Below are 24623 nucleotides of genomic sequence, written 5' to 3'. Positions count from 1 at the left end.
TTGACCGCTGGTAGCCTTATTGTAAATCAAATAATAAGCGTCAAAACAAAAAAGGCGGAGGCCCTGATCCGAAGGCCGAAACCTGATAGCCATCCATTATTACAGTCATGTTTAGAAACTATATCAAAATCGCATTCCGTAACCTGCTAAAAAACAAGGGTTACTCGGTCATCAACATCGGTGGGTTGGCTGTGGGTATGGCCGTCGCCATCATGATAGGCTTGTGGGTTTACGACGAGTTTGCATTCGATCGCTACCATGAAAATTACGATCGCATTGCCAAGGTGGTCGAGCGGGGCGTTTTCGAAGGGAAAACTTACGACGGAGGGCAACATACCTCCTATCCGCTGGGCCAGTATTTGCGCGAACATCATATGGACGATTTCGAATATGTGATCCAGTCGTCCTTTAATGACGAACATATCCTGGCTTACAAGGACAATAAATTCACCAAAAATGGCAACTACCTGAGTGCCGAAGCGCCACATATGTTTACGCTGCGCATGCTGCGCGGCTCGCGTGACGGACTTAAAGAGCGTAATTCGATTATGATCGCCGAGTCGGTAGCCAAAGCATTGTTCGGTAATGAAAACCCGATGGACAAGATCATAAAACTGGACAACCGGCATGACGTGAAAGTGACGGGCGTTTACGAAGACCTGCCTTATAACACGGAATTCCGCGACCTGACTTTCATTGCCCCCTGGGATTTGTACGTGGCTTCGCAGGGCTGGGTTCAGGAAGCGCGTGACAAGGAGCAATGGAACAACAACTCATGGCAGCTGCTGGCGCAACTCCGCCCCAATTCTACATTTGAAGGGGTAAATGAAAGGATCAGGGATATAAAAATGCGGCACACACCCGAAGCCCGGTTTTTGAAACCGCAGAACTATCTGCTTCCGATGTCTAAATGGCATTTGTACGGCACCTGGGACGATAGGGGGCAGCCGGATGCACGCATCCGGTATGTGTGGCTTTTTGCCATTATCGGCGTATTTGTGTTGCTGCTGGCGTCGATCAATTTTATGAACCTGAGCACTGCCCGATCGGAAAAACGGGCTAAAGAAGTGGGTATCCGCAAGGCGATCGGTTCGCTGAGAGCGCAGTTGATCAACCAGTTTTTCAGCGAATCTTTCATGGTCGTGATCCTGGCTTTCGTTTTCGCGATTCTGATCGTGGTTCTTGCATTACCTTCTTTTAATGAGATGTCGGACAAACGGATCGGGTTTCCCTGGGGTAATGGTTATTTTTGGCTGGCAGGATTTGTATTCTGTTTTCTGACCGGGCTTTTGTCGGGTAGTTATCCGGCATTGTACCTGTCGTCGTTTCAGCCGGTGAAGGTGCTGAAAGGGACATTCAGCGCGGGCCGGTTTGCAGGTATACCGCGGAAGGTGCTGGTCGTGTTGCAATTTACGGTTTCTGTTACCCTGATCATCGGTACGGCGATTGTTTACAAGCAAATACAGCACGCAAAAAACAGGCCGGTTGGCTATGACAGAAGCGGATTGATCACCGTTGAAATCAATACGCCCGAACTGTACAGTCAGTATAACAGGATCCGGGGAGCACTGCTGGAAACCGGGGCGGTTACAGAAATGTCTACATCGTCGTCCTCATCCACTTTCCTGGGATCCAACAATGGCGGTTTCAGCTGGCCTGGCAAGGATCCGAACCTGCATGATAATTTTGGTACGATTGCTGTCACCCATGATTTCGGAAAAACGATGGGGTGGCAATTCATCGGAGGCCGTGACTTCTCCCGCCAGTTCTCCACCGATTCCTCAGCGATGGTAATCAATGAATCTGCATTGAAATATATGGGATTCAAGGAGCCGTCGGAAATCCTCGGTCAAACGGTCAAATGGGGAGAGACGCCCCACAAGGTGGTGGGGGTGATCCGGGATATGGTTATGGGCTCACCGTTCAGCCCGGTACATCCGACTTTGTTCATGGTCAATTATGGATGGGCGAATTTTATCAATGTTAAACTAAAACCGGGACTACCGTTAAGAGAGTCGCTGGCGAAGGTAGGGGCGATTTTCCGCGAAGTAAATCCTGGCAGCCCATTTGACTACAAATTTACGGACCAGCAGTACGCATTGAAATTTGCTGCCGAAGAGCGCATTGCCACACTTGCTTCGGTATTTGCCGCTCTGGCGATCCTGATCAGCTGTCTGGGTTTGTTCGGCCTGGCGTCGTTTACGGCCGAGCAACGCACCAAGGAAATCGGTGTGCGCAAAGTGCTCGGCGCGTCGATCGCCAATCTATGGGCTTTGTTGTCGAAAGAATTTGTGCTTCTGGTCATGATTTCCACCTGCATTGCCGCACCGCTTGCGTGGTATTTCCTGAATGGCTGGCTGCAAAAGTATGATTACCGCACCGACATGCCGTGGTGGATTTTCGCGCTTGCGGGTGCAGGGGCACTCCTGATCACTCTGGCGACGGTAAGTTACCAGGCCGTGAGGGCTGCATTGATGGATCCGGTGAAGTCTTTGAAAGCGGAGTAAAGGAGGAAAGGGACGAGTGGAGGAGTGGGAAGAAAGGGGAGAGTTTTATGTGAGAATTAATAGCTAAAAAATGGTTCGGAATTATCTTAAAATAGCAATCCGTAACCTCTTGAAAAACAAGGGGTATGCTTTTATCAATGTATTTGGACTCGCATTGGGCCTGGCGACTTGCCTGTTGATCGTGCTTTACATTTCGGATGAGCTCCGTGTTGACAAGCATCATCGGGATGCCGGGCGCATTTACCGGATTGCGATGAGTTCCCGGGGAGATCAATGGGCGGGAACACCCGGGCCGGTTGCTTTGGGATTGAAAACAGACTTTCCGGAGGTGGAATCGGTAACCCGCATCCTGAAATTTTCAGGGGTGGATAAAATGCTTCTTGAAGAGAAAAGCAGCGGGAGCAAGAAGCAGTTCTATGAAACGAATGGCTATTATGCCGATTCTACATTGTTCGACATTTTTACCTACGATTTCAAATACGGCCGTGCTGCCGGGGCATTGAGCAAGCCCAGTACCGTGGTGCTGTCGGAAGGTGTCGCTGCCAGGCTTTTCGGGGATGCAGATCCGGTGGGTAAAGTCATAAAGGTAGGACTGTATTTCGGCGACTTTGATTACACCGTCACGGGCGTTTTCAGGGAAAACAACAAATCGCACGTCAATGCGCACCTCTTCCTATCGATGCGGAATAGTGATTTGGGTGGATGGGTTACGGAACAGAAAAACTGGGCGATGAATAACATCTTCCACACGTACGTCAAGTTGAGTGATGGCGCGTCGCCGGCCGCATTTGAGGCGAAACTCTCCGGATTCCTGGCACGGCACGGTGGAGCAGACCTCAAAGCCATGGGAATTTCGAAAAAGCTGTTTATCCAGGCGATGCCCGACATTTATCTGCATTCAAATATTGGGCATGAGCTGGGACAGAACGGCAGCATGACCTATCTGTATATTTTCGGGTCTATTGCGGTGTTTTTGCTGGTCATTGCCTGCATCAATTTCATGAACCTGAGCACGGCCCGTTCCGAGAAACGCGCCAAGGAAGTAGGTGTGAGAAAGGTAATGGGCGCAGTAAGGACCTCTCTGGTTTATCAGTTTCTGGGAGAATCGATGATAATGTCCCTCATGGCGCTGGGACTTTCGTTGGGAATAATCGAGTTATTACTGCCTTATTTCAACAATCTCACAGGAAAAGAGCTCAGTATATTGGACAACCCCGGTTTTGTCTATTGGATCGGTGGAGTCACCCTTACGACCGGGTTGCTCGCGGGTCTGTATCCGGCTTTTTACCTGTCGTCGTTCAGGCCGGTGGTGGTGCTGAAAGGCAGAATTACCGGCGCGGGCTCAGCCGCAGCGTTACGGAAGGGATTAGTCGTGTTTCAATTTACGATCTCGATCATGCTGATCCTCGGTGCGATCATAATTGGTCAGCAATTGTCATTTCTGCAAAACCAGAACCTGGGCTTTGAAAAAGACCAGCGCATTGTGATTCCTCAGAAAAGTACCCGGGCTGCACAGCATTATGCCGCATTGAAAGAGGAAATCCTGCGTAACCCATCGGTCATTTCGGCCACGAGCGGATCAGTTTACCCCGGTATTGAAAATGTGGAAGATCTGCTTTTTTATACCGATGAAAAATCGATCCGGGAGGCTGTCGATATTCACTTTGCCACAGTGGAAGATGACTATGTTGAAACGCTCGGACTCCAAATGGTGGCAGGACGTTCGTTTACGCGTGATTTTGGAGGAGATTCGAGTAGCATTATACTGAACGAGGCCGCTGTCCGCGAGCTTGGCTACGATGCACATTCCGCCATCGGCAAAAATATCCATTTCGAATTGGGAGGCAGAAAGCAAAGCCTGCAGATTGTTGGTGTGATGAAAAACTTCCATTTCAGAAGTTTACACGAGGTTATCAAACCCTACGGTTTGACCACAAGCATCACCGACAAACACATGTATTTGATCGCCCACGTCAACACCACCGATTACCAGAGCTTGCTGTCGTCGCTGGAAGGCTCATGGAAAAAGCTTAATCCCGACCTGCCGTTCAGCTATTCGTTTCTGGATCAGGATTTTCAGAAGAATTATGATAAGGAGCAGCGTACGGGCAGTATTATTGTTTACTTCACTTCGATAGCGATCATCATTGCATGCCTTGGGTTGTTTGGGCTGGCTACTTTCTCGGCGGAGCAGCGAACCAGGGAAATAGGTGTCAGGAAGGTGCTCGGCGCATCGGTTGCGGGCATCGTCAACATGCTTTCGGCGGAATTCCTGTACCTGATATTGATTGCGATGCTCATTGCGACGCCGGTTGCCTGGTGGGGGCTACAACGCTGGCTGGAAGGTTTTGCCTATAAAGTGGGTATCCAGTGGTGGATTTTTCCGGTTACCGGGGCATTCACAATAGGAATCGCATTGCTGACAGTCGGTTTTCAAAGCTTGAAAGCGGCTTTGGCAGATCCTGTGAAGAGTTTGAAAACGGAGTGAGGAAGGAAGGCGTAGGATTCATAATCTGGGAACATATGTTTGGAAATTACCTCAAAATCGCGATCCGGAACCTGATGCACAGCCGGGTGTATTCGGTGATCAACGTAACCGGCCTGAGTATCGGGCTGGCTGCAGCCATGTTGATTATGCTATATACCAAGGATGAGGTTACCTATGACGGCTTTCATGCCAATAATCCACATATCTACAGGGTTACCTATAAATCCATTATGCCCAGTGGCGCTTTGGAGTACAACAGCGGCATCACCGGTTACCAGCCTGGGCCGAAATTTGCAGCCAGTACGCCGGAAATAGAGGTATTTGCGCGGTTCAGAGAGCATCGGAATGATATTAAAACAGGTGAAGTGGTAACCAGTCAGACCGTGTACCAGGCGGACCGCGACTTTTTCCGGATTTTCTCGTTCCCATTGCTGAGTGGTGACCCGAAGACCGCGCTGGCGTCGCCCCGGTCGGTGGTGATCTCCGAGGAAATGGCCAGAAAGCAGTTCGGGACTACGAAGGCTTTGGGTAAAACCATACTTTTCAAAGATGCATTTGACGGGCAGGCGCAATTTGAACCTTTTGTGGTTACCGGGGTAGCCGCAACGTGTCCGCAAAACTCGTCCATCCGCTTCGACGTCCTGCAACCGTTGCCGGTCAGGCCACGGGATATGGAGTCGGAAGCCTGGTTCAACAGTTCCTTGAATACTTTTGTAAAACTCACTCCCGGGGCGAATATTGAAGCTGTGACCAAGACTATGAACCACATTTACCAGTCGGATGCACGTGATGCGATCAAGTCGGTAGCGAAGAAATATAATATGAAGGCAAAACGATATTACGCGCTGCAATCCTTTACAGCCATTCACCTGGATGAACAATTGCCCGCGGACAATGGGCTTCTGAGCGGCAGTAAGCCATTGTTTTCCTATATACTTTCAGGCATTGCATTCTTTATACTACTTATTGCGTGCATCAATTTTGTGAATCTTACCGTGGCCCGCTCTCTCAAAAGAGCGAAAGAGATCGGCGTTCGAAAGGTGGTGGGAGGCGGGAGACCACAGCTGGCGGTACAGTTTCTCGGAGAATCGTTTGTGCTGTGCTTTGCCGCGTTTGTATTTGCATTAATCCTCGTGCAGGCCGCGTTGCCCACTTTCAACCAGCTGGCCAATAAAGCTTTGTCGCTTTCCTATCTGTTCGATTGGAAACTGATAGCGGGCTATATCGCGCTGTTTTTGCTGAGCGGCCTGCTGGCGGGCTTTTACCCGGCGGTGGTGCTGTCGGGCTACGATCCGGTGCAGACCATTTACAACCGGTTTAATTTTTCCGGAAAAAACTATCTCCAGAAGTCGCTGGTGGTGGTACAATTTGCACTGGCCTCATTCCTGATCATTGTTACGCTTGTGATTCGGTCGCAGTTCAATTTTCTGACCAATAGGGCGCTCGGCTATGACGACAGCCATTTGATCAGCGTTGACAAACAGAACATGACACGTAACGAGGCGCAGATGCTGACCAGCGAGCTTCTGAAAAACCCGTCCATTACGGCCGTAGCTCCCAAAAACAGCGGCCGCTGGGGGACGGGGGCAAAAATCAATGCGGGTGCCGAAATCAGTTTCGACTATGAAACGGTGGGTGCCAGCTATCTGGCGACGCTTAAAATTCCATTGATGAAAGGCAGGAATTTCTCTCCCGACCTACCGACGGACTCAACGCAGTCGGTGCTGGTGAATGAGGCGTTTGTGAAGGAGGCGGGATGGAAGGAGCCGCTCGGGCAGGTTATTGATTTCTGGTATAATGAGAATGACAGATATACGGTGATCGGCGTTGTTAAAGACCACCATTTCCGTTCTGTGAGCGAGACGATTAGACCGCAGGTATTTACAATGAAACCGGATAATTCTTATGGAAAAGCGTTTATCCGTATCCTCCCCGGAACAGAAACCGCGAGCCTGAGGCATATCGAAAAGACCTTCAGGAAACTGTTTCCGGTAAATCCTTACGGCTATAAATTTATCGATGAGGAGAATCTCAAAAGCTACGAATCGGAGGCGAAATGGAAGCAGATCATGGTTTTTGGTGCGGCACTGACGATTTTCATTTCCTGTATCGGACTTTTCGGTCTGGCCACACTGGCAGCCGAACGCCGTACGAAGGAAATCGGTATCCGGAAGGTGCTCGGTGCGTCGGTGGCCGGTATTGTGAGACTTCTATCGACCGATTTTGCGAAACTGGTATGCCTATCGTTCCTGATTTCGTTCCCGCTGGCCTATTACGCGGCAGGTGAATGGCTCAACAACTATCCTTATCGTGTAGGGATCAGCGCGTGGGTATTTCTGGCAACATCCTGCATTGCATTACTTGTCGCATTGCTCACGGTCAGCTTCCAGTCGGTGAGGACGGCGATGATGAACCCGGTGAAATCGTTGAAGAGTGAATAAGTGGACTAGGGGAGGATTGGTGGGGTGGAAGTTTTTCTGAAATTAAAGAAATATCATGCTAAAAAATTATCTGAAAATCGCGGTACGGAACCTTGTAAAACACCGGAGCTATTCGGCAATCAACATTTTGGGACTGGCCATGGGAATGGCGGTAGCGATGCTGATCGGCTTGTGGGTGAGGCAAGAATTGAGCTACGATGCTTTTCATCAAAATCGCGGGCGTATTGTGCGGGTCATGAAGAAGACGCATTTCAATAATGTAAAAGGCACTCAGACGGGTATTATGCTGCCCCTGGCCACAGAACTGAAAGCGCATTATCCGGAAGTAAAGCGTATTACCCGGATGGACTGGGGGGATAACCATAGCCTGGTGACGGGAGAAAAAAAATTGAATGCGGAAGGTCACTTCGTGGATCCGGATTTTCTGAAAATGTTCAGTTTTCCTTTGCTTAAGGGACACGTAGATAGGGTTTTGAAGGACCCTTATTCCATTGTCCTCACCGAATCACTTGCAGCATCACTCTTTGGCCAGGCCGACCCGATGGGAAAGGTGATCCGTGTCGATAACCAGATGGACGTGATGGTTACCGGTGTGATGCGGGACACGCCTAAAAACTCCTCTATTACATTCGAATACCTGATGCCGTATGAGTTGAATATCGCTACTTCCGATTTTGTGCGCGGCGCGCTCGATCAATGGCAGAATAACTTTCTTCAGAATATCATCGAGCTGCATGAAGGCATTTCGCCGGACGTTTTCTCGGGGCGTATAGCGACAATCGTTCAAATGAAAACCAAAGACAAGGAGGAGGGGGCGCTGTTTGTGCACCCGATGGAGAAATGGCATTTGTACAGCGATTTCAAGGATTGGGTGAATGCGGGCGGTACGATCGAATATGTCAGGCTTTTTGGTGTGATCGGAACGCTGGTGTTGCTTATCGCCTGCATCAATTTCATGAACCTGAGCACAGCCAGGTCCGAACGGCGGGCAAGGGAAGTAGGCATTCGTAAGGCGGTAGGATCGGAGCGGCGGCAGTTGATTTTTCAATTCCTGAGCGAATCGATGCTGACAGCATTTCTGGCATTCCTGATATCGCTCGTGATCGTGAGTTTTGCATTGCCTTACCTGAGGGACGTCGGTTTTCAGGACATCGTGTTCCGTTTGGATGACATCCGGCTGGTAGCGGTAGCACTTGCGGGCTGTCTCATAACAGGGGTCCTCGCGGGGAGTTATCCGGCATTGTACTTGTCGGGTTTTGCAGCGGTAAAAGTTTTGAAGGGTACTGTTCAGGTTGGGAGGGCGGCTAATCTGCCCCGGCAGGTGCTGGTGGCAACGCAGTTTACTTTTTCCATTGCATTGATCATCGGAACGGTGATCGTGTTTCAGCAGATACAGCATGCCAAAAACAGGCCTTTGGGTTATAATCCCAATAACCTCGTCTCATTCACGCTCTCAGCCGATCTCCGCAAAAACTATGAGCCGATGAAGGAAGGCCTGCTCGCCACCGGTTACGTGGAGGCCGTGAGCAAATCTTCGAGCCCGATGACGGGTGTTTACAATCAATGGGAAGGGTTTTCATGGCCGGGAAAGGATCCGCAAAGCCGCCCTGCATTTTCAGCCATTATGGTCGCTACCGATTATGACAAAGCTACCGGACTGAAAATGAAGGAAGGCCGCTTCTTCTCCAGAGCCTACTCGACGGATAGCAATGCTGTGATCCTGAACGAGGCGTCGGCGAAGCTGATGGGCTTTAAGAACCCGGTAGGCAGCCACATCAAGTTTCAGGATACGGATATGACGGTGATCGGGGTAAACAAGGACATTATGATGCAGAATCCGTTCGAGGCTGTGAAACCGGCCATCATGCTGTTCCGGTCGGATTTCGTGTTTCAGGGGCTCGTGCGCCTGAAAGCGGGTGCGGACGTGCACCGGGCACTGGCCGCTATTCAGCCGGTGATGGAGAAGTACAATCCGGCTTACCCTTTCGACTATCGTTTCGTAGACGACGAGTTTAACCGCAAATTCCAAAGCGAAAATCAGATCGGGCAGCTTTCGGGCATTTTTGCCGCCCTTGCGATTTTAATCAGTTGTCTGGGGTTGTTTGGGCTGGCATCGTTTATGGCTGAGCGCCGGACGAAGGAAATCGGCGTTCGGAAAGTGCTGGGGGCGTCGGTAGCGCAATTATGGGTACTGCTTTCTAGGGATTTTGTGTTGCTGGTGCTCATCAGTTGCGTCGTCGCTTCGCCAATGGCCTATTATTTTCTGGCAGGATGGCTGCAAAAATATGATTATCACGTCGCGATCAGTCCATGGATATTTGTTGGGGCGGGTTTTACCGCTATTGTCGTGACGCTGCTCACGATCAGTTTCCAGAGTATCAAAGCAGCATTGATGAACCCGGTCGATAGTTTGAGAAGAGATTAGTCAGACTTTAAAACAGATCATATTATGTTGAAGAATTACTTTAAAATTGCATTCAGGAACCTGCTGAAAAGCAAGGGGTATTCCGCCATCAACATTGGTGGGCTTTCGGTAGGAATGGCCGTGGCTGTGCTGATCGGGCTTTGGATCCATGACGAGGTGTCCTTCGACAGATACCACAGTAATCACTCCAGCATCGGGCAGGCCTGGCAGTTTGTACAGTTCGGAGCTGAAAAATCGTCTTACAACGTGGTGCCGCTGCCACTGGCGGCCGAAATGAAAGAGAAATACCCAGACTTTGCGGCAGTGAGCAAATCTGCATACCGGGAGATAGTGCTTTCAAACGGGGACAAAATGTTTTCGAAACCGGGACAGTACGTAGAACCGGTGTTTACCCAAATGATGTCGTTGAGAATGGTGGCCGGCAGCTCCCAGGGACTGAAAGAAGTTAATTCGATCCTGCTCTCGGAATCGCTGGCGCAGTCTCTTTTCGGTAATGCCAATCCGGTCAACAACATTATTAGAATCAATACCAGCCGTGATGTGAAAGTAGCGGGCGTTTATGAAGATCTTCCCAATAACAGTACTTTCAGAGATGCGCAGTTTTTTGCCCCCTGGGAGCTGCTCACCGCGACAGATAAGTCTGTGAAAAGCGCGGATATGCAATGGGACGAGAATTCTTATCAGGTTTTCGTACAACTTCGCGAGGGCGCGGACTTTGGCACCGCTTCGGGAAAAATCAAAGATGCCCGTATGAAAAGGGAAAATCCGCCGGGCTACAAACCCGAATTTTTCATCCACCCGATGGACCGCTGGCATCTCTATTCCGATTTTCAGAATGGTGTCAACGTGGGTGGCATGATCACCTTCGTGTGGCTGTTTGGCATTATCGGCGTATTTGTGCTGCTCCTGGCCTGTATCAATTTCATGAATCTGAGTACTGCGCGATCCGAAAAGCGGGCCAAGGAAGTGGGCATACGAAAAGCCATTGGTTCTCAGCGGTTACAGCTGGTCAACCAGTTTTTCAGCGAGTCGGCACTGGTCGTGATGATTGCATTTATCCTTTCGCTTTTCCTCGCCGCATTGGCGCTGCCATCTTTCAACGAGGTAGCCGAGAAAAAGATCACATTGCCGTTGACCAACCCGCTGTTCTGGCTTACGGGTATTCTGTTCAGCCTGGTGACCGCCACGATTGCCGGCAGCTATCCCGCGCTTTACCTGTCCTCTTTCCAGCCGCTGAAAGTGCTGAAAGGGACATTTAAGGCAGGCAGATTCGCCACGTTGCCCAGAAAGGTGCTGGTGGTGGTACAATTTACAGTATCGGTGACGCTGATTATCGGTACGATGGTTGTCTTCCGGCAGATCCAACATGCCAAGAACCGTCCGGTAGGATACAGTCGTCACGGACTGATTGAAGTGGATATGACAACTCCTGCTCTGTACGGACATTACAATGCATTGAAAACCGATCTGATGAATACGGGTGCTGTGAGTGGCTATTCGCAATCTTCGGGGTCGGTGACGGTCCAGTATGGCGGGGTGACTAATTTATCCTGGCCCGGTAAAGCGCCGGATGCGGTGCCTTTGCTCATGTCCAATAATATTTCACACGATTACGGCAAAACAGTCGGTTGGGAGCTGGTCCAGGGCAGGGACTTTTCACGCACCTATGCTACGGACTCAACGGGTATGATCATCAATGAGTCGGCGTTGAAGCTGATGGGACTGAAAAAACCGCTGGAAACCATTCTTAACTGGGGCGGAAGAGAATACAAGGTCGTCGGGGTTGTTCGGGATATGGTCCGTGAATCGCCTTTCACGCAGATCAGTCCAGCATTTTATGTTGTGAATTACCGGAACACGAATATGATCAATATCCGGCTCGCACCGCAGGCAGGCGTGAGCGAGGCACTGGAAAAAGTGGCGGGTGTGTTCAAAAAATATGACCCGAGCAGTCCTTTCACTTATCAGTTTGTGGATGAGTTGTTTTCCAAAAAGTTCGCCGATGAAGTAAGAATTGGAAAACTGGCTTCTTTTTTCACGGTTTTGGCCATTTTTATTTCCTGTCTGGGACTTTTTGGGCTGGCTTCCTTTGTGGCGGAGCAACGCACTAAGGAAATCGGGATACGGAAGGTGTTGGGGGCATCGGTAGCGAATCTCTGGCGGCTGTTATCTACGGATTTTGTGCTGCTGGTGGTTATATCCTGCTTCATTTCGGGACCTATCGCCTGGTATTTTATGAGCGGCTGGCTGAAAAACTACACCTATCGGGCAGAGCTTTCCTGGTGGATATTCGCTGTTACCGGTATCGGTGCTTTATGCATTACATTACTCACTGTCAGTTTTCAGGCAATCCGGGCCGCATTGATCAACCCCGTCCGGTCGCTTAGATCGGAATGATTTTAGGGAAGGAAGAAGGAGGAAGGGGAGGAATGGGAGAAAAGGAATTAGTTAGAGGCTCCTTCTTTCCCCTTCTTCCCCTCCCTTTCTTCCCCTCCTCCCTTTCCTCCTTATAATCCCCTTTAATTAATCTTTCGTTAAAGGTCGTCATGCATACAAGGATATTCTCCTCTGTGTCTTTATCTTGCGGAGGAATCCTTTATGCAGCTGTGATACTTTTGATTAGAACCGTTACGATCCTTGTTTTGATCATTTTTCTGCCTGGAAAGCTGTGCGCTCAGAGACGGGCATTCCTGGCCGGGCTGGAAGGTAATGGGGAAGCAGGTGCCTATGTATCGTCCAACAAAGAAACACCTTTCTGGCTTAGGACCAATCAGTTCGGAGTCGTACCGGACCAGGCTACGGCCGGGGTGATCCAGGCAACCGTTCGCAAAAACTATGTTTTTTATGATAGTCTGGCCGGGCGATCCAGGAAGTTGGACTGGAGTGCCGGGGTCAGTCCTGTTGGAGCATATGATAAAACCGGTGGCTTCCGGTTCGTTTTGCCCGAAGCGCATGCAAGTATCCGGTTTAGAAGAACGGAATTGTATGTCGGAAGAAGAAAAGAAATAATGGGGCTGGGAGATACCACATTGTCTTCCGGTTTTTATTCCATGTCGGGTAACTCACTGCCAATTCCCAAGATTCAGATCGGCACCGTCGGATTTACGCCTTTGAAGTTCACAAGGGATTTTCTGGCGGTTCACGCAGGCTTTGCGCATGGCTGGTTCAATACCGACTATATTCAGGGCGTACGGCTGCATCAGAAATTTTTGTATTTCCGGTTAGGGAAAAACAGGAAGAAGTTTTATTTTGGTTTAAACCACAATGTAATGTGGGCAGGGCACGCCGAGTATCTCAAAGGCCACCCCGAACTGGCCGTAGATGGTGAATTGCCTTCTTCCTGGAAGTTTTACCCGAATGTGGTGCTTGCATTTACTTCCAAAAACTGGTTTACTAAAAACGGATATGGCGCATTTGACAGTTACCGGCTTGGAAACCATCTGGGTAGCTACGATTTTGCATTCGAAACAAAACTGAACGGTTACCGACTTTTTGTTTATCATCAGCATCCGTTCGAGGATGTTTCCAGTATGTTGTTCAGGAACATTCCTGACGGACTCTATGGCCTTAATCTGAAATTGCAGTCAGGCAACAGGAATAATGGCTTTGCCATCACCCATCTGACACTGGAATTCCTGACGACCAAGGACCAGTCGGGATCGGAGTTCTACATCCCGGGCAGCAAATATCAGGGGGCTGACAATTACTTTAACCATACGCAATACCATGAAGGATGGTCGTACCTGGGCAAAACCGTGGGTACGCCCTTCATTATTCCGGGTAAAGACATGGATCAGGTTAAGCTGGGAGGGAACTATCGTTTTTTTCCCAACAACCGCGTGAATATGTGGTATGCGGGAGCACAAGGCCGCTTCAACTCTTCCCTCCTGATGACGTTACGGCTTTCGTACAGCATGAACTTCGGAACACCCGGAGCCGATTTCGACCCGGCAAGAGGACAATTCTCTTCGGTATTGGGTGCACAATACTTCCTGCCTCGTCAAAAGAAGGTTAGTATTATCGCAAAAGTGGCGGCGGATCAGGGAGATGTGTTCCGGGACAGGACCGGGGGATATCTGGGCATCCGGAAGGAATGGTAATGCTCAAACCGGCCACGTAATGACGGTTGTCCAACCGTGAACAGGATTGTTCATTTTCGGACGCCTTACATCCATTTCTCTTCTTTAAAAGGTTGATTATTAAATCATTGATTTGCTTGGCATAACTTTATTGCTGCAAGCGGATACAGTCATTGTCAGGGAGTTATCTTTTCTTACGGTGGTTGTTTTAACCCTTTTCTGAACAAACGGAATGCTCAAAAACTACCTCAAGGTTGCGCTTCGGAATATCTGGAAAAACAAGGTTTTTTCGGCGATCAATATTGTTGGGCTGGCCGTGGGAATGGCCGCCTGCATCGTGATCATGCTCTTTGTATTTTACGAGCGCAGTTTCGACAGGATGCACTCCAAAAACATTTACCGGCTCAATGAGGTGCAGAGTTTCGAGGGGATGCTGGCTCCCCAGAACGTAGCCTTGTCGATGTATCCGATGGGGCCTACTTTGGAGCAGGAATTCTCCGAGGTCAAGAGCTATGTTCGTGTAAATGGAACCGGGAAAATGCCTGTGTTTTATAACGGGAAAAGGGTGGAAATGAGCCAGTCCCTTTTGACAGACCCGGACTTTTTTAAGATGTTCGATTTCAAACTTGAAGAAGGCGATCGTAGCAAGGTGCTGGCCGATCCGAACTCCGTGGTGCTTACCCGGAAAACGGCATCCAGTCTTTTCGGTAACGCAGATGCGGTCGGAAAGAACGTACATATTTACGGCAATGATACGCTGACGCTGAAAGTCACCGGTATTATGGAAAACGTACCGGACAATTCGCATTTGCAGTTCGATGCGCTGGTTTCTTTCAATACTATTGCCAAGCCTGACTTCATGGAAAACTGGGGGAGCAACTACCTCGTCACTTACCTCGAACTGGCTTCCGGCACGCAGGTAGCGGCGTTAGAGAAGAAGTTTCCGGCCTATCTCAAAAGACATATGAAGGACGAGCACTGGAAGCATTTCAAGCTTTTTCTGCAACCGTTGGCAGATATCCACGCCAGTTCGACGGACATCACCCACGATTATGTCAATTACCAGAAGTTCGACATCCGGTACACTTACGTTTTCTCGATCATCGCGGTGATTTTATTGGTCATCGCTTGTGTGAATTTTATGAATTTATCGACCGCGCGTTCTGCTGGGCGGGCGAAGGAAGTAGGGATAAGGAAGTCAATCGGTGCGAGGAGAGTCGAACTGGCGAGGCAATTTATCGGCGAGTCTGTATTGCTTGCGTTGCTGGCATTGGTGCTTGCTATGGCTATTGTGTGGCTGGCGATGCCTGCTGTCGCAAATTTCAGTCATCGTCGGCTGGCTTTTTCGTTTTCCGAAAACCCGGCTTTACTGCCTGGCCTATTAGGGCTTGCTGTTATGATAGGCGTAATTTCCGGCGTTTACCCCGCCTTTTTCCTTTCGGCGTTCGAGCCGGTAAAAGTGCTCAAAGGCATAGTCCGGACTGGCAAAAGCCGTTTTAGAAATGCGCTCGTGGTAGCTCAATTCACCAGCGCCGTCTTCCTGATCATCGCAACCGGTTTTGCGATGCGGCAACTGAACTATATGATGGATAAAGATCCCGGTTTTGACAAGGACCAGGTGGTGATCATTCCATTGGATTCCAGGTCGGACACGAAATATGATGCCTTGAAACGGGCGATGGCGGGCAACGCATTCATTGAAAAGGTAACCGGTACACAGCAACGTCTGGGGAATAATCTGCATCAAACAGCGATCCACTTCAAGGGAGCAGGGCCGAAAAGGGAGCTTACATCGTCGCAGATCATCGTCGATCCCGATTTTTTGAGTCTTTACAAAATCAAACTGCTTGTGGGACGCGATTTTACCGACAGCCCTGCCGATAATGCAAAAACGTACATTATCAATAAGGCGTTGGCCGATGAGCTTCTCAAACAGGAGCCAACGCTCACCATGGAAACCCTGATCGGGAAACGGTTTGGTTTTTATGGAATGGATTCGTTGTCGAGCATTGTAGGCGTGGTCGAGAATTTTAATTTCAATTCGCTGCACCATAAGATCGAGCCGCTGTGCATTTTCAACCAGAAAGACTGGATGTACTCGGAGATGTCGGTACGTATTAAAGGTAAAAACACTAAACAGGCTCTCGCAGCGATGAAATCGGCGTGGGATAAAATATTACCCGAAGAGCCATTTACCTATTCATTCCTCGACGAACATTTTGCCGAAATGTACCGCGCGGACACCCAGGTGAGCAAAATCGTGGGCATTCTGGCTGGGTTGGCGATTTTTATATCCTGCCTGGGATTGTTTGGGCTGGCATCGTATTCGGCGGAGCGGCGGATTAAGGAAATAGGGGTAAGGAAAGTAATGGGTGCTTCGGTGGCCGGCATTGTAACCCTGCTTTCGGGGGATTTTCTCAGGCTCGTGCTGGTAGCGATCCTGATCGCTTCTCCCATTGCCTGGTGGGCCGTGAAGACGTGGCTCAACGACTTTGCCTACCGCATTGATATCGAGTGGTGGATGTTCCTGCTCGCCGGCATGCTGGCGGTGCTGGTAGCGCTGTTCACGATCAGTTTTCAAAGTATCAGAGCGGCGTTGATGAATCCGGTTAAAAGTTTGCGGGCCGAATAAATTTCAGACCATGATCAAAAACTACTTTAAAATCGCGCTGAGAAACCTGCAACGGCATAAGGGGTTTTCGCTGATTAATGTGCTGGGGCTTACGATCGGGCTGACCTGCTGTTTTCTGATTATGGTTTTTGTGCGGCATGAGTTGAGCTATGATACATTCCACAGCAAGTATGATCGCATTTACCGGCTAAATTATATGCCTAAATTTGCGGGATACTCCATTTACATCGGACTTACCCCTACAGTTGCATCGCCTTTGCTGCCGGATTACTTTTCCGAAGTTGAGCGGTCGGCCCGTGTTTACCGGAGCAATGCGACCATCGAGGTACCGGGAAGCAACAGTCCGGGGCCGGTTAAGTTTGATGAGGATCATTTTTTCTTCGCAGATTCGACGCTGACGGATATTTTTTCTTTTGAATTTCTAGAAGGGAGCCCTGAAACGGCATTGAGGCACACTTACTCCCTGGTCATTACAGACCGGATTGCGCGCAAATATTTCGGGAATGCGCAGGCGCTCGGCAAAACGGTCATTTACGAGGGAAAACATCCCATGAAGATAACCGGGGTCGTGAAAGAATTTCCGGACAACTCCCATATCCGGATCGATCTGTTGTCAGATTATAAGACGATGTTTGCTACCGAAAGTGAACTGGTCCGCAGAAACCTGCCTCAAAACTGGGTTATTACGCATTCGGCCACCTACGTGCTGCTGCGACCAGGGGCAAGTACACAAAGCGTGAATGCCCGGATGCCCCAATTCCTGAAAACGCATGCCGACGCGCAGATTGCGAGGGATATCGAATATCAGCTGCAACCATTGCGGGATATACACCTGAATCCCGAAGTGGAAGGCAACCCGGAACCTACGGGCAGCATGACTTATGTATATGTATTTAGCGGCATAGGTATCCTTACATTATTGATAGCCTGTATCAACTTTATCAATCTTTCCACCGCCCGCTCGCTGCAGCGTGCGCGTGAGGTCGGTATCCGGAAAACGCTCGGGAGCGAAAAGGGGCAGATCGTAGCACAGTTTTTGGGAGAATCGTTGCTACTCAGCGGCATTGCATTGTTCTTTTCGGTGATACTCATCGCAATGCTTTTTCCAGTGCTGAACATGCTGACGAACAAACAGCTCACCTGGGCTTATCTGTTTCAAACCCCCGGTCTGCTCGTTGCATTCGTAGCGGTGGCTATTGTGGTGGGCCTGGTATCAGGCAGTTATCCTGCATTTTTTGTAGCCCGTTTTCAACCAATCGTGATGTTGAAAGGCAGCTTTGTGAGTGGGAAGGCAGGGGGAGGAAGCCTCAGGCAGGCATTGCTGGGTTTCCAGTTCATTGCTTCCATCGTGCTGATTATCGGTGCGATGGTCGTGTTCCGGCAACTCCGGTTTCTGATGGAACAGCCTGTCGGTTTTCATAAGGATTATATCATTACAGCCGACATCAGGAATGAAAAGATCACCAATGTATTCGCGACGTCCAGCGATAGTTCATATCTGAGGCTTAAGACTTTCCGGGGAACATTATTGCAAAATCCCTCAGTACGGGAGGTTACGTTCGCCACCCAGCGAATGGGGGCGGGAACAGTACAGCGTAATGTGGTTCCGGAGGGAAAAACAGCGGCCGCGAACCTGTTTGTAGGGGCGATGGGAGTCGATTTTAATTTTGTAAAAACCTACGGCCTGAAACTGGCGGCAGGAAGAGATCTTTCCGAAAGCTATTCGACCGATAAAGCCGCGGGCTTTTTGATCAATGAGACAGGGGCGAAGCAGCTGGGGTGGAAGTCGGCGGCGGAGGCATTAAATAAAGGTATTAACCTCGAAGGAAAGCAGGGGCGGATCGTTGGGGTGTTGAAGGATTTCCATACCCAGTCGTTGCAGAATCCCATAGAAAGTGTGCTGTTCCACATCGATCAGAACCTCTTTACACAGATGTCCGTGAAATTGTCCCCGGACGGGCTCGATCAAACGTTGGCCTCGATAGGACGGGAGTGGGATAAATTTTTCCCAGAAAAGGGCTTTGATTATCAATTTCTGGATCAAAGCATTGCCGATTCGTACGCCAATGAGCAGCGGTTGAGCAAACTAACAGGATACTTCGCCGCTCTCGCCATTCTGATATCGTGTCTGGGCCTTTATGGATTGGTTTCGATTGCAACGCAGCAGCGGACCAAGGAAATAGGCATCCGAAAGGTTCTGGGCGCATCGGTGCGAAGTATCGTGAAACTTCTTTCGAAGGATTTCCTCATACTGGTTACCGTTTCGCTTCTGATTGCCAGTCCAATGGCCTGGTATGCGATGAACAAATGGTTATCGAATTTTGCCTTTAAAACCGACGTCGCCTGGTGGATTTTTGGCCTCGCAGGACTGGTTACCATCGGCATAACATTATTGACAGTCAGTTTTCAAAGTATCAGGGCAGCTTTAACCAATCCGGTAAAATCCCTGAAAACGGAGTAGTGAAATTGCTTTAAATGTTTGGTGTGAAATTGAATCGATAAACGCATAATCCCCATGAGCCACATTGCTATCCCCATCCCTCCGCTTCAAGGTAAGCAGGAGATCAAAGTCGAAGTAACGATCAACGGAATCAAGCAGAACCTGTTCTATCGCGTCGAGCTGTTTTACTGGGAGGACTGCACGAATCCGGTAGCCCACCGGGCCGATTGCATCAGCGAAATGCTGTCGCATCACGACCCCGAATGGACTGTATATTACATTGGCGCCCCCAATGATGAATTTGTGCCGATCACGTTTGTGAAGAAGGAAAGCCGGAGCCTGCTGCGTGAGGCGTTGGCGTAGATTCCCTGCGACGCATTGCATAAGATTTTAATTCTTTTTTAATCTTTATATGCAACAATGTTGCATTTGTGGTTTACTTAAAACTACATTTGCAACATTGTTGCATATAAAGATTTTTTATGAAAAAGCATTTATTCAAAGCGCTGCTGTTTGTTGCGGCAGGTTCACTGCTTACCGCCTGCGATGACGACAAGGAAAAAGAGGTTGTTTTACCGGAAGAGACCGAGTATCAGTTTATCAGGGTCATGGTGAATGACGAGACTTCCAAAGAATTATCCCTGGTCGATCCGGTAAAGTTCTCGGTGGAAAAGTTTGAGGCACAATATCCCAAATCCGCATTGTACGGTACCCAGGGCGGGCGTTTCGGGGCAATCGTAAATGGTGCCAATAATTTCTTACAACTCTTCGATACCGGGTTCGAGGGGCATGGTGACCATGTGGATGTAAAGGGAACTCCTAAGTTCGGCGCATTGACCGGGGATGGAAACAAGCCGACGCATTTCAAAAGCAAAGGCGACGAGATTATCACCTTCAATGACGGAGACGGTACTTTGAGTATTGCCAGGGAACGTGACTTTCATACGGCAGGCAAGAAGATGTCTGTCATCAATGCGGGGAATGTGGCTCATCACGGCGCCATGACCAAGTTCGATAATGGCACTTACGCGATTACGGTGAAGGACGGGTCGGTGGCAGGCACGTTACCTGAGCGTGTCAAGATTATCGACGGATCCGGCAAAACGCTTTTTGCTTCCACCGTTCAGACCAGGGGAATCCATGGCAATGCTACCAATGGAAGCATTTCGCTGTTCGGGTCGGCCAGCGGTATCCTGGCCGTGAAGCCCGATGGCAGCCAGCGACTGATTGCACACCCGGCAGATTTCGGTGATGCCTGGTTCGGCTCGATCCTGGAAGCGAAAGGTGCAGGTAAATTTTTGGGATACACCGCAGCAAAAGGCGTCTACGTAATCGATGTAGCGGGTAATCTCGTGACGCCCGTACTCGCTCATACGGACATTATGCAGGCGAAAGTTGATTATGCAGGAAATAATCTGATCGTATTACTCCATAGTGGAGAGCTGCGGGTATTTGATCTGAAAGATAATTCTATGAAAGTTAACGGAAGCGTTTTACCAGCTACGGCGAAGGATGAGACCCAGAAACCGCAGTTGGAAGCGACTTCACGCTATATTTACATTACCCAGCCGAAAACCGGCGAGTTGCTGGTAATCAATGCAAAGGATTTGTCCAAAACCAGGAAGGTGAAGGTATCCGCTACACCTTACCGGCTGAGCATTCTTGGGTTCGAGTCCAGTGAAGGGCATTGAAAATAAAGGCCTGGCAAGCTTCAAGGCCTGCCAGGCTGTTCTAATGCCAGAACTTGTCTGCGCCATCTACCGGCTTCCATTTGCTTTTCGGTTCAAAATGGTCCCAGATAATAGCCGATATCTTCCTGATCAGGACGTATCCTTCGTTTTGCTTTTGCCAGGTCTGGTCGTACTGGTTTTTGGTAGTAATGCAAAAAACATAATCGCCGTGCGGTGCATGAACCACGAGCACTTCCGACTTCGCCTGATTCACCGCCCCGCTTTTGGCAGCTACCTTCACATGGGATGGTAACTGGGAAATGGCCTCTCCGTCCCAGAACTGCATACCCAGGTAGCGGTACATTCGCTCGCTGACTGCCGGGCCGATGGCTTTTCCATTACGTATCATGGCGACCAGTTCGGCCATTTCACGCGGCGTTGTTTGTCCCCAGCCATATTTGGCCTGCGCATCTTTTCGTCCCGGCGTCCGGGAATTGACACGGATATTTGAAAAGCCGTTTTGTGCAAGCCATTGGTTAATCGTTGCTCCGCCACCGGCTATGGCTTGTAACCACAAACTGCCTGTGTTGTCGCTCTGTGAAATCATCAGATGTACAACTTTAGGCAATGCAATCTTCGTACTGTCCCGGAACGATCCAACAATGCCATTGTCGTATTTCAGAGAATCCCGGTAAATGAGTTCCTGGTCAAACCGGACTTCGCCCTTGTTGATCTTGTCGAAAATCCCACACATGATTGGCACTTTGATCATACTCGCCGTTGGGAACAACGTGTCGGCATTCACTCCCGCGACCCGGTTGGTTTTTAAGTGACGAACATATACACCCGCGTCACCGTGAAAGCCTTCCAATGCTTTTTCCAGTTTGGCAACCAGCTTTTTATCAACTTTCGTTTCCCCAACGGCGTTCGGCTGCGCACAAAGAAGGCCTGTCATCAATGCCAGCAGGGCTGAAAGGAGCAATCTTCTCATAGATTTTCGACGGTTTCAGGTTAATAAGTGTTGGCGGTTCGGGCTTTTCCGGGTTTCTCCGTGCTGAAATACATCCGGCCCCAATATTCGGGAAAATGCATATTGATAATGCCTTGCGGAGACCATACCCAATTGTACTCTGGAAGGATCTTACCGGTTTCAGCATTCCGTTTGCGGCTATACCGGCCTTCGTCGTTTACTTCATGTTGCCAGTTCACCCGCGAAAAATTAATGCGCCATTCCGAGCCATGTTGAGGAATGAGTGGCTGTACATCTTGAGTGGAGAGCGCCTTAAAGGGAATCGCAATCTCGACAAACCATCGTTTGTCCTTGTCTGAGGCATCATTAATGGTGCCGTCCACCGAAACGCCCGATTTGAGTCCGGCGATATCCCATTTGATCCGGGCGCGGCCGCCTTTGCGATAGGTTTTTGGAAGAAAGAGGTCAAAAGTATTGTTGATCGCATTGATTTCGAGTTCGTAATAGTTGTCCGTATCGCCATCGGGGTCGATAAAGACTTCGAAATCATTTTCCAGGTATACGATCTGGTCTTTTTTGTCCTGATAGGCCCAAATGTGCTCTTCCTCGATCTGCGCGGCAATGTAAAGGTATTCGTCATCCCAGAGCATCTTGGCGCGGGTCTCCTGCAACGGGAGCGGTTTCTTGTCTCCTTCAATATCGACAAATGAGGAGGTCCACGGCGCTTTCTTCCACGTCTGTTCATTCAGTCGGCCATCTATGTTGATTTTGCGGTCTGCGCGATAGCAGGTGTATGTCTTCGGTGGAGTGGGTGGTTGCGCCGAGGCAGCCGTGGTGAGGGGGAGCATACCGCTACAGGTAGCGGCACAAGTCCATGCAAGAGTGCCAAAGAAGGTAAATCTGTTCTTTTTTTTGAGTGAATTAAAATTTTTCAAGATTGGTCAAATAGGTAGTTAAAAGACGTTCAATATAAGTCATTTTAACCACTTTTTGAAAGCAAAACCGGGCTTTCGGGCGCGCTGTTTACGCACCCGGTCATTTACGGTCCTGCTTACCCTGAACCTTTAACAGATCGCTCGCTTTGTTCTCGGTGCTCAATAATTTTTGAAATAACATCCATCTTGTTGCAGGATCGGCCGCGGTACCTCCCCGTGATTCAATGTACTGTTTTACGATGTCTTGCCCATAATTGTAATTGATCACGTAGCTCCTGTATTTTTTGATGAACCGGATATAATCGGTTGCACCCTTCTGGGGTAACAGGCAGTAATCAGTAAGCCACCTCGCAGCTTCCGTTTCGCTCATGCCATGGTCAAGCATTCCGCGGGCCACTTCGTTCCGGGCATAGTTGAGCGCGGAGCGTATGGCCAGGGCTTCAAAATAGATATCGGCCATGGTGGTGTCCATCCCAGCCAGGGGCATTAGTATTTTCTTGCAAAATGCTTTCTGTTCGGTGCCGGGGAACGCCACGGAAATTCCGTAGTTGGCACTTCCCTCGGCGATCAGTGATTGGGGGCTGAATAATGGATATAATGCGATTTCGGTCCACCCTTTGTCGCGGAAGAGATTCTTTTCCAGCAAAGTATTGTACACGTGATGTCCGGGGTAACCTTCATGGCATGCGAGGTCAATGGCTCTTTCGATGTAAATGGGCTGACTGATGTTGATCTGAATCAGACTTTTGTAATGGCCTTTGTACCAGTTGTAACCCGACCATGGTTTGTCGTGGACGTATTCAAGCTGAAATGTTTCTTCCGGCGGCAGCGCGTAATGCGCAAGGGTACGCCTGCGGGCCTCAGCAATGGCGGTCCTGAAAATGGTGTCTATCCGATTTTTGGGGATAAGGAAGTGGCCCGCCAGTTTTTGAAACCGATCAGGGATGGGCCCTTTCCCGGGGAGAACACCGTCGAGTCGGGCAATCAGGTCCTGAAAGTGTTTTTCGTCATGAACCGGTGCTACCGCGTCGAAAAGTTCCTTTGATTCCGAATCGAAGGGGACGAATGAGTTGGAAAATACGTGTATCCTGCGTTCGAATGCCGTTAGCTGGGCTGTAAGCCATTCTGCGCGTCCCGAGACAGTATCATTTCCATGTCTTGCCGATAATTTCTCGAGGGATTGCTTCAATCCGGCTACTTTTTCAAGAAGTGCTTCCCCGGGAAAATGGCTGCTATCACGCTTTGCGGGTTTGAGCGAGTCGGGACCGTAATAGGCATCCACAAAATCGCCGTCATACTGGCCGATCAAAAGACCAAGTTTTACATATTCCCGGGCAATTTCGTCGATCCCGGTTTCTGCACTACCTTCTTGTTGCTTTGTATTACAGGAGAGCGTAGCGGCTCCGATGATCCATGCGATGAGACATTTTCGAAACATACCGGCTTGATAAATCTAGTGAAACGGTCGTGATAAAGCTAGCGAAAAAAACTAAGAGGCACTGGCCCATGATTGTACCGGTTCCTCAATTCGAGCTTGAAATACACATAATGGACTCCATGAATGCCGGAATAAAATATGATCACCGCATAGCCTAAGATACTTGCGGCGGCATGACATTCAAAGCCGGAATGAGCCGAACGGAGATCCGTTATGGGTATACACACGACGTGGCCCCAAAGCTGAATATTCCGCCAGGTACCGGCAAATTGCCGACGGAAGGCGCCCCAAGCGTTGCGACACATTTTCCTGGTCCAAAATTCGCCTAAAATGCAATTCCATATTCGATTTAACTTGTAATAATAACTCGAATTTTATTTGGTTTTGGGCCTGTTTGGCTGCTCTTATATTCTGCCCGGTAGCGGCTTCGTATATACTTTCACTCGTTTTGTAGCAAGGGCGCGTAATTTGCTGTGGCTTTAACAGCTGAAAGTCAGAATGCTATGTAGCTAAACTGTTGTTATACAGTAATAAAACATTGTATTTTATTCGCAGTCGATAGAAACCTTGTAGAAGGGGTATTTTTTCGAAAAAAAAT

The 24623-nt window shown here is 49.4% G+C and carries 13 protein-coding genes; 10 read left to right on the top strand and 3 right to left on the bottom strand.

All coding sequences use genetic code 11. From position 1 onward, the window contains the following. Positions 1-107 precede the first annotated feature (107 nt). From BP71_RS11430 to BP71_RS11385, 10 genes are all read left to right on the top strand, one after another. Positions 108-2507 (top strand): ABC transporter permease, encoded by a 2400-nt coding sequence (locus BP71_RS11430; protein WP_496379228.1) that lies wholly within the window; start codon positions 108-110, stop codon positions 2505-2507. A 70-nt stretch (positions 2508-2577) separates the two neighbouring features. Further along, positions 2578-4995: an ABC transporter permease gene (locus BP71_RS11425; protein WP_496379226.1), complete on the top strand. Its 2418-nt coding sequence runs from the start codon at positions 2578-2580 to the stop codon at positions 4993-4995. Positions 4996-5030: 35 nt separating this feature from the next. Next, the gene (locus BP71_RS11420; RefSeq protein ID WP_496379224.1) at positions 5031-7436 is read left to right on the top strand and encodes an ABC transporter permease; all 2406 of its coding nucleotides are present in this window, start codon (positions 5031-5033) and stop codon (positions 7434-7436) included. A gap of 55 nt (positions 7437-7491) precedes the next feature. Then, positions 7492-9861: an ABC transporter permease gene (locus tag BP71_RS11415; protein ID WP_496379222.1), complete on the top strand. Its 2370-nt coding sequence runs from the start codon at positions 7492-7494 to the stop codon at positions 9859-9861. A gap of 24 nt (positions 9862-9885) precedes the next feature. Next, positions 9886-12258, top strand: coding sequence for an ABC transporter permease (locus tag BP71_RS11410; RefSeq protein WP_496379221.1), 2373 nt, complete (start codon positions 9886-9888; stop codon positions 12256-12258). 218 nt (positions 12259-12476) lie between these two features. Further along, complete coding sequence (locus BP71_RS11405; protein ID WP_496379219.1) at positions 12477-13961, top strand: capsule assembly Wzi family protein; 1485 nt, start codon at positions 12477-12479, stop codon at positions 13959-13961. Positions 13962-14172: 211 nt separating this feature from the next. After that, on the top strand, positions 14173-16572 hold the full coding sequence (locus BP71_RS11400) for an ABC transporter permease (RefSeq protein ID WP_496379217.1): 2400 nt from the start codon (positions 14173-14175) through the stop codon (positions 16570-16572). Between the two features lie 10 nt (positions 16573-16582). Then, positions 16583-19033 carry an ABC transporter permease gene (locus BP71_RS11395; RefSeq protein ID WP_496379215.1) on the top strand — a complete coding sequence of 817 codons (2451 nt, stop codon included), beginning with the start codon at positions 16583-16585 and terminating at the stop codon, positions 19031-19033. A gap of 54 nt (positions 19034-19087) precedes the next feature. Next, positions 19088-19375: a hypothetical protein gene (locus BP71_RS11390; protein ID WP_295932805.1), complete on the top strand. Its 288-nt coding sequence runs from the start codon at positions 19088-19090 to the stop codon at positions 19373-19375. Between the two features lie 119 nt (positions 19376-19494). After that, positions 19495-20703 (top strand): hypothetical protein, encoded by a 1209-nt coding sequence (locus BP71_RS11385; RefSeq protein WP_496379213.1) that lies wholly within the window; start codon positions 19495-19497, stop codon positions 20701-20703. Positions 20704-20743: 40 nt separating this feature from the next. On the opposite strand, the gene BP71_RS11380 is transcribed toward BP71_RS11385, so the two are convergent. From BP71_RS11380 to BP71_RS11370, 3 genes are all read right to left on the bottom strand, one after another. Then, positions 20744-21673, bottom strand: a complete 930-nt coding sequence (locus BP71_RS11380) for a serine hydrolase (protein ID WP_496379211.1) — start codon at positions 21671-21673, stop codon at positions 20744-20746. A 20-nt stretch (positions 21674-21693) separates the two neighbouring features. Next, positions 21694-22500 (bottom strand): carbohydrate-binding family 9-like protein, encoded by an 807-nt coding sequence (locus BP71_RS11375; RefSeq protein WP_496379209.1) that lies wholly within the window; start codon positions 22498-22500, stop codon positions 21694-21696. A gap of 187 nt (positions 22501-22687) precedes the next feature. Next, on the bottom strand, positions 22688-24025 hold the full coding sequence (locus BP71_RS11370; protein WP_496379207.1) for a hypothetical protein: 1338 nt from the start codon (positions 24023-24025) through the stop codon (positions 22688-22690). Positions 24026-24623: the final 598 nt, after the last annotated feature.

This window comes from Dyadobacter ginsengisoli DSM 21015 (assembly GCF_059568735.1).
Note: the sequence above shows the minus strand (reverse complement) of the source record. Positions and strands in the feature narration are given on the sequence as shown.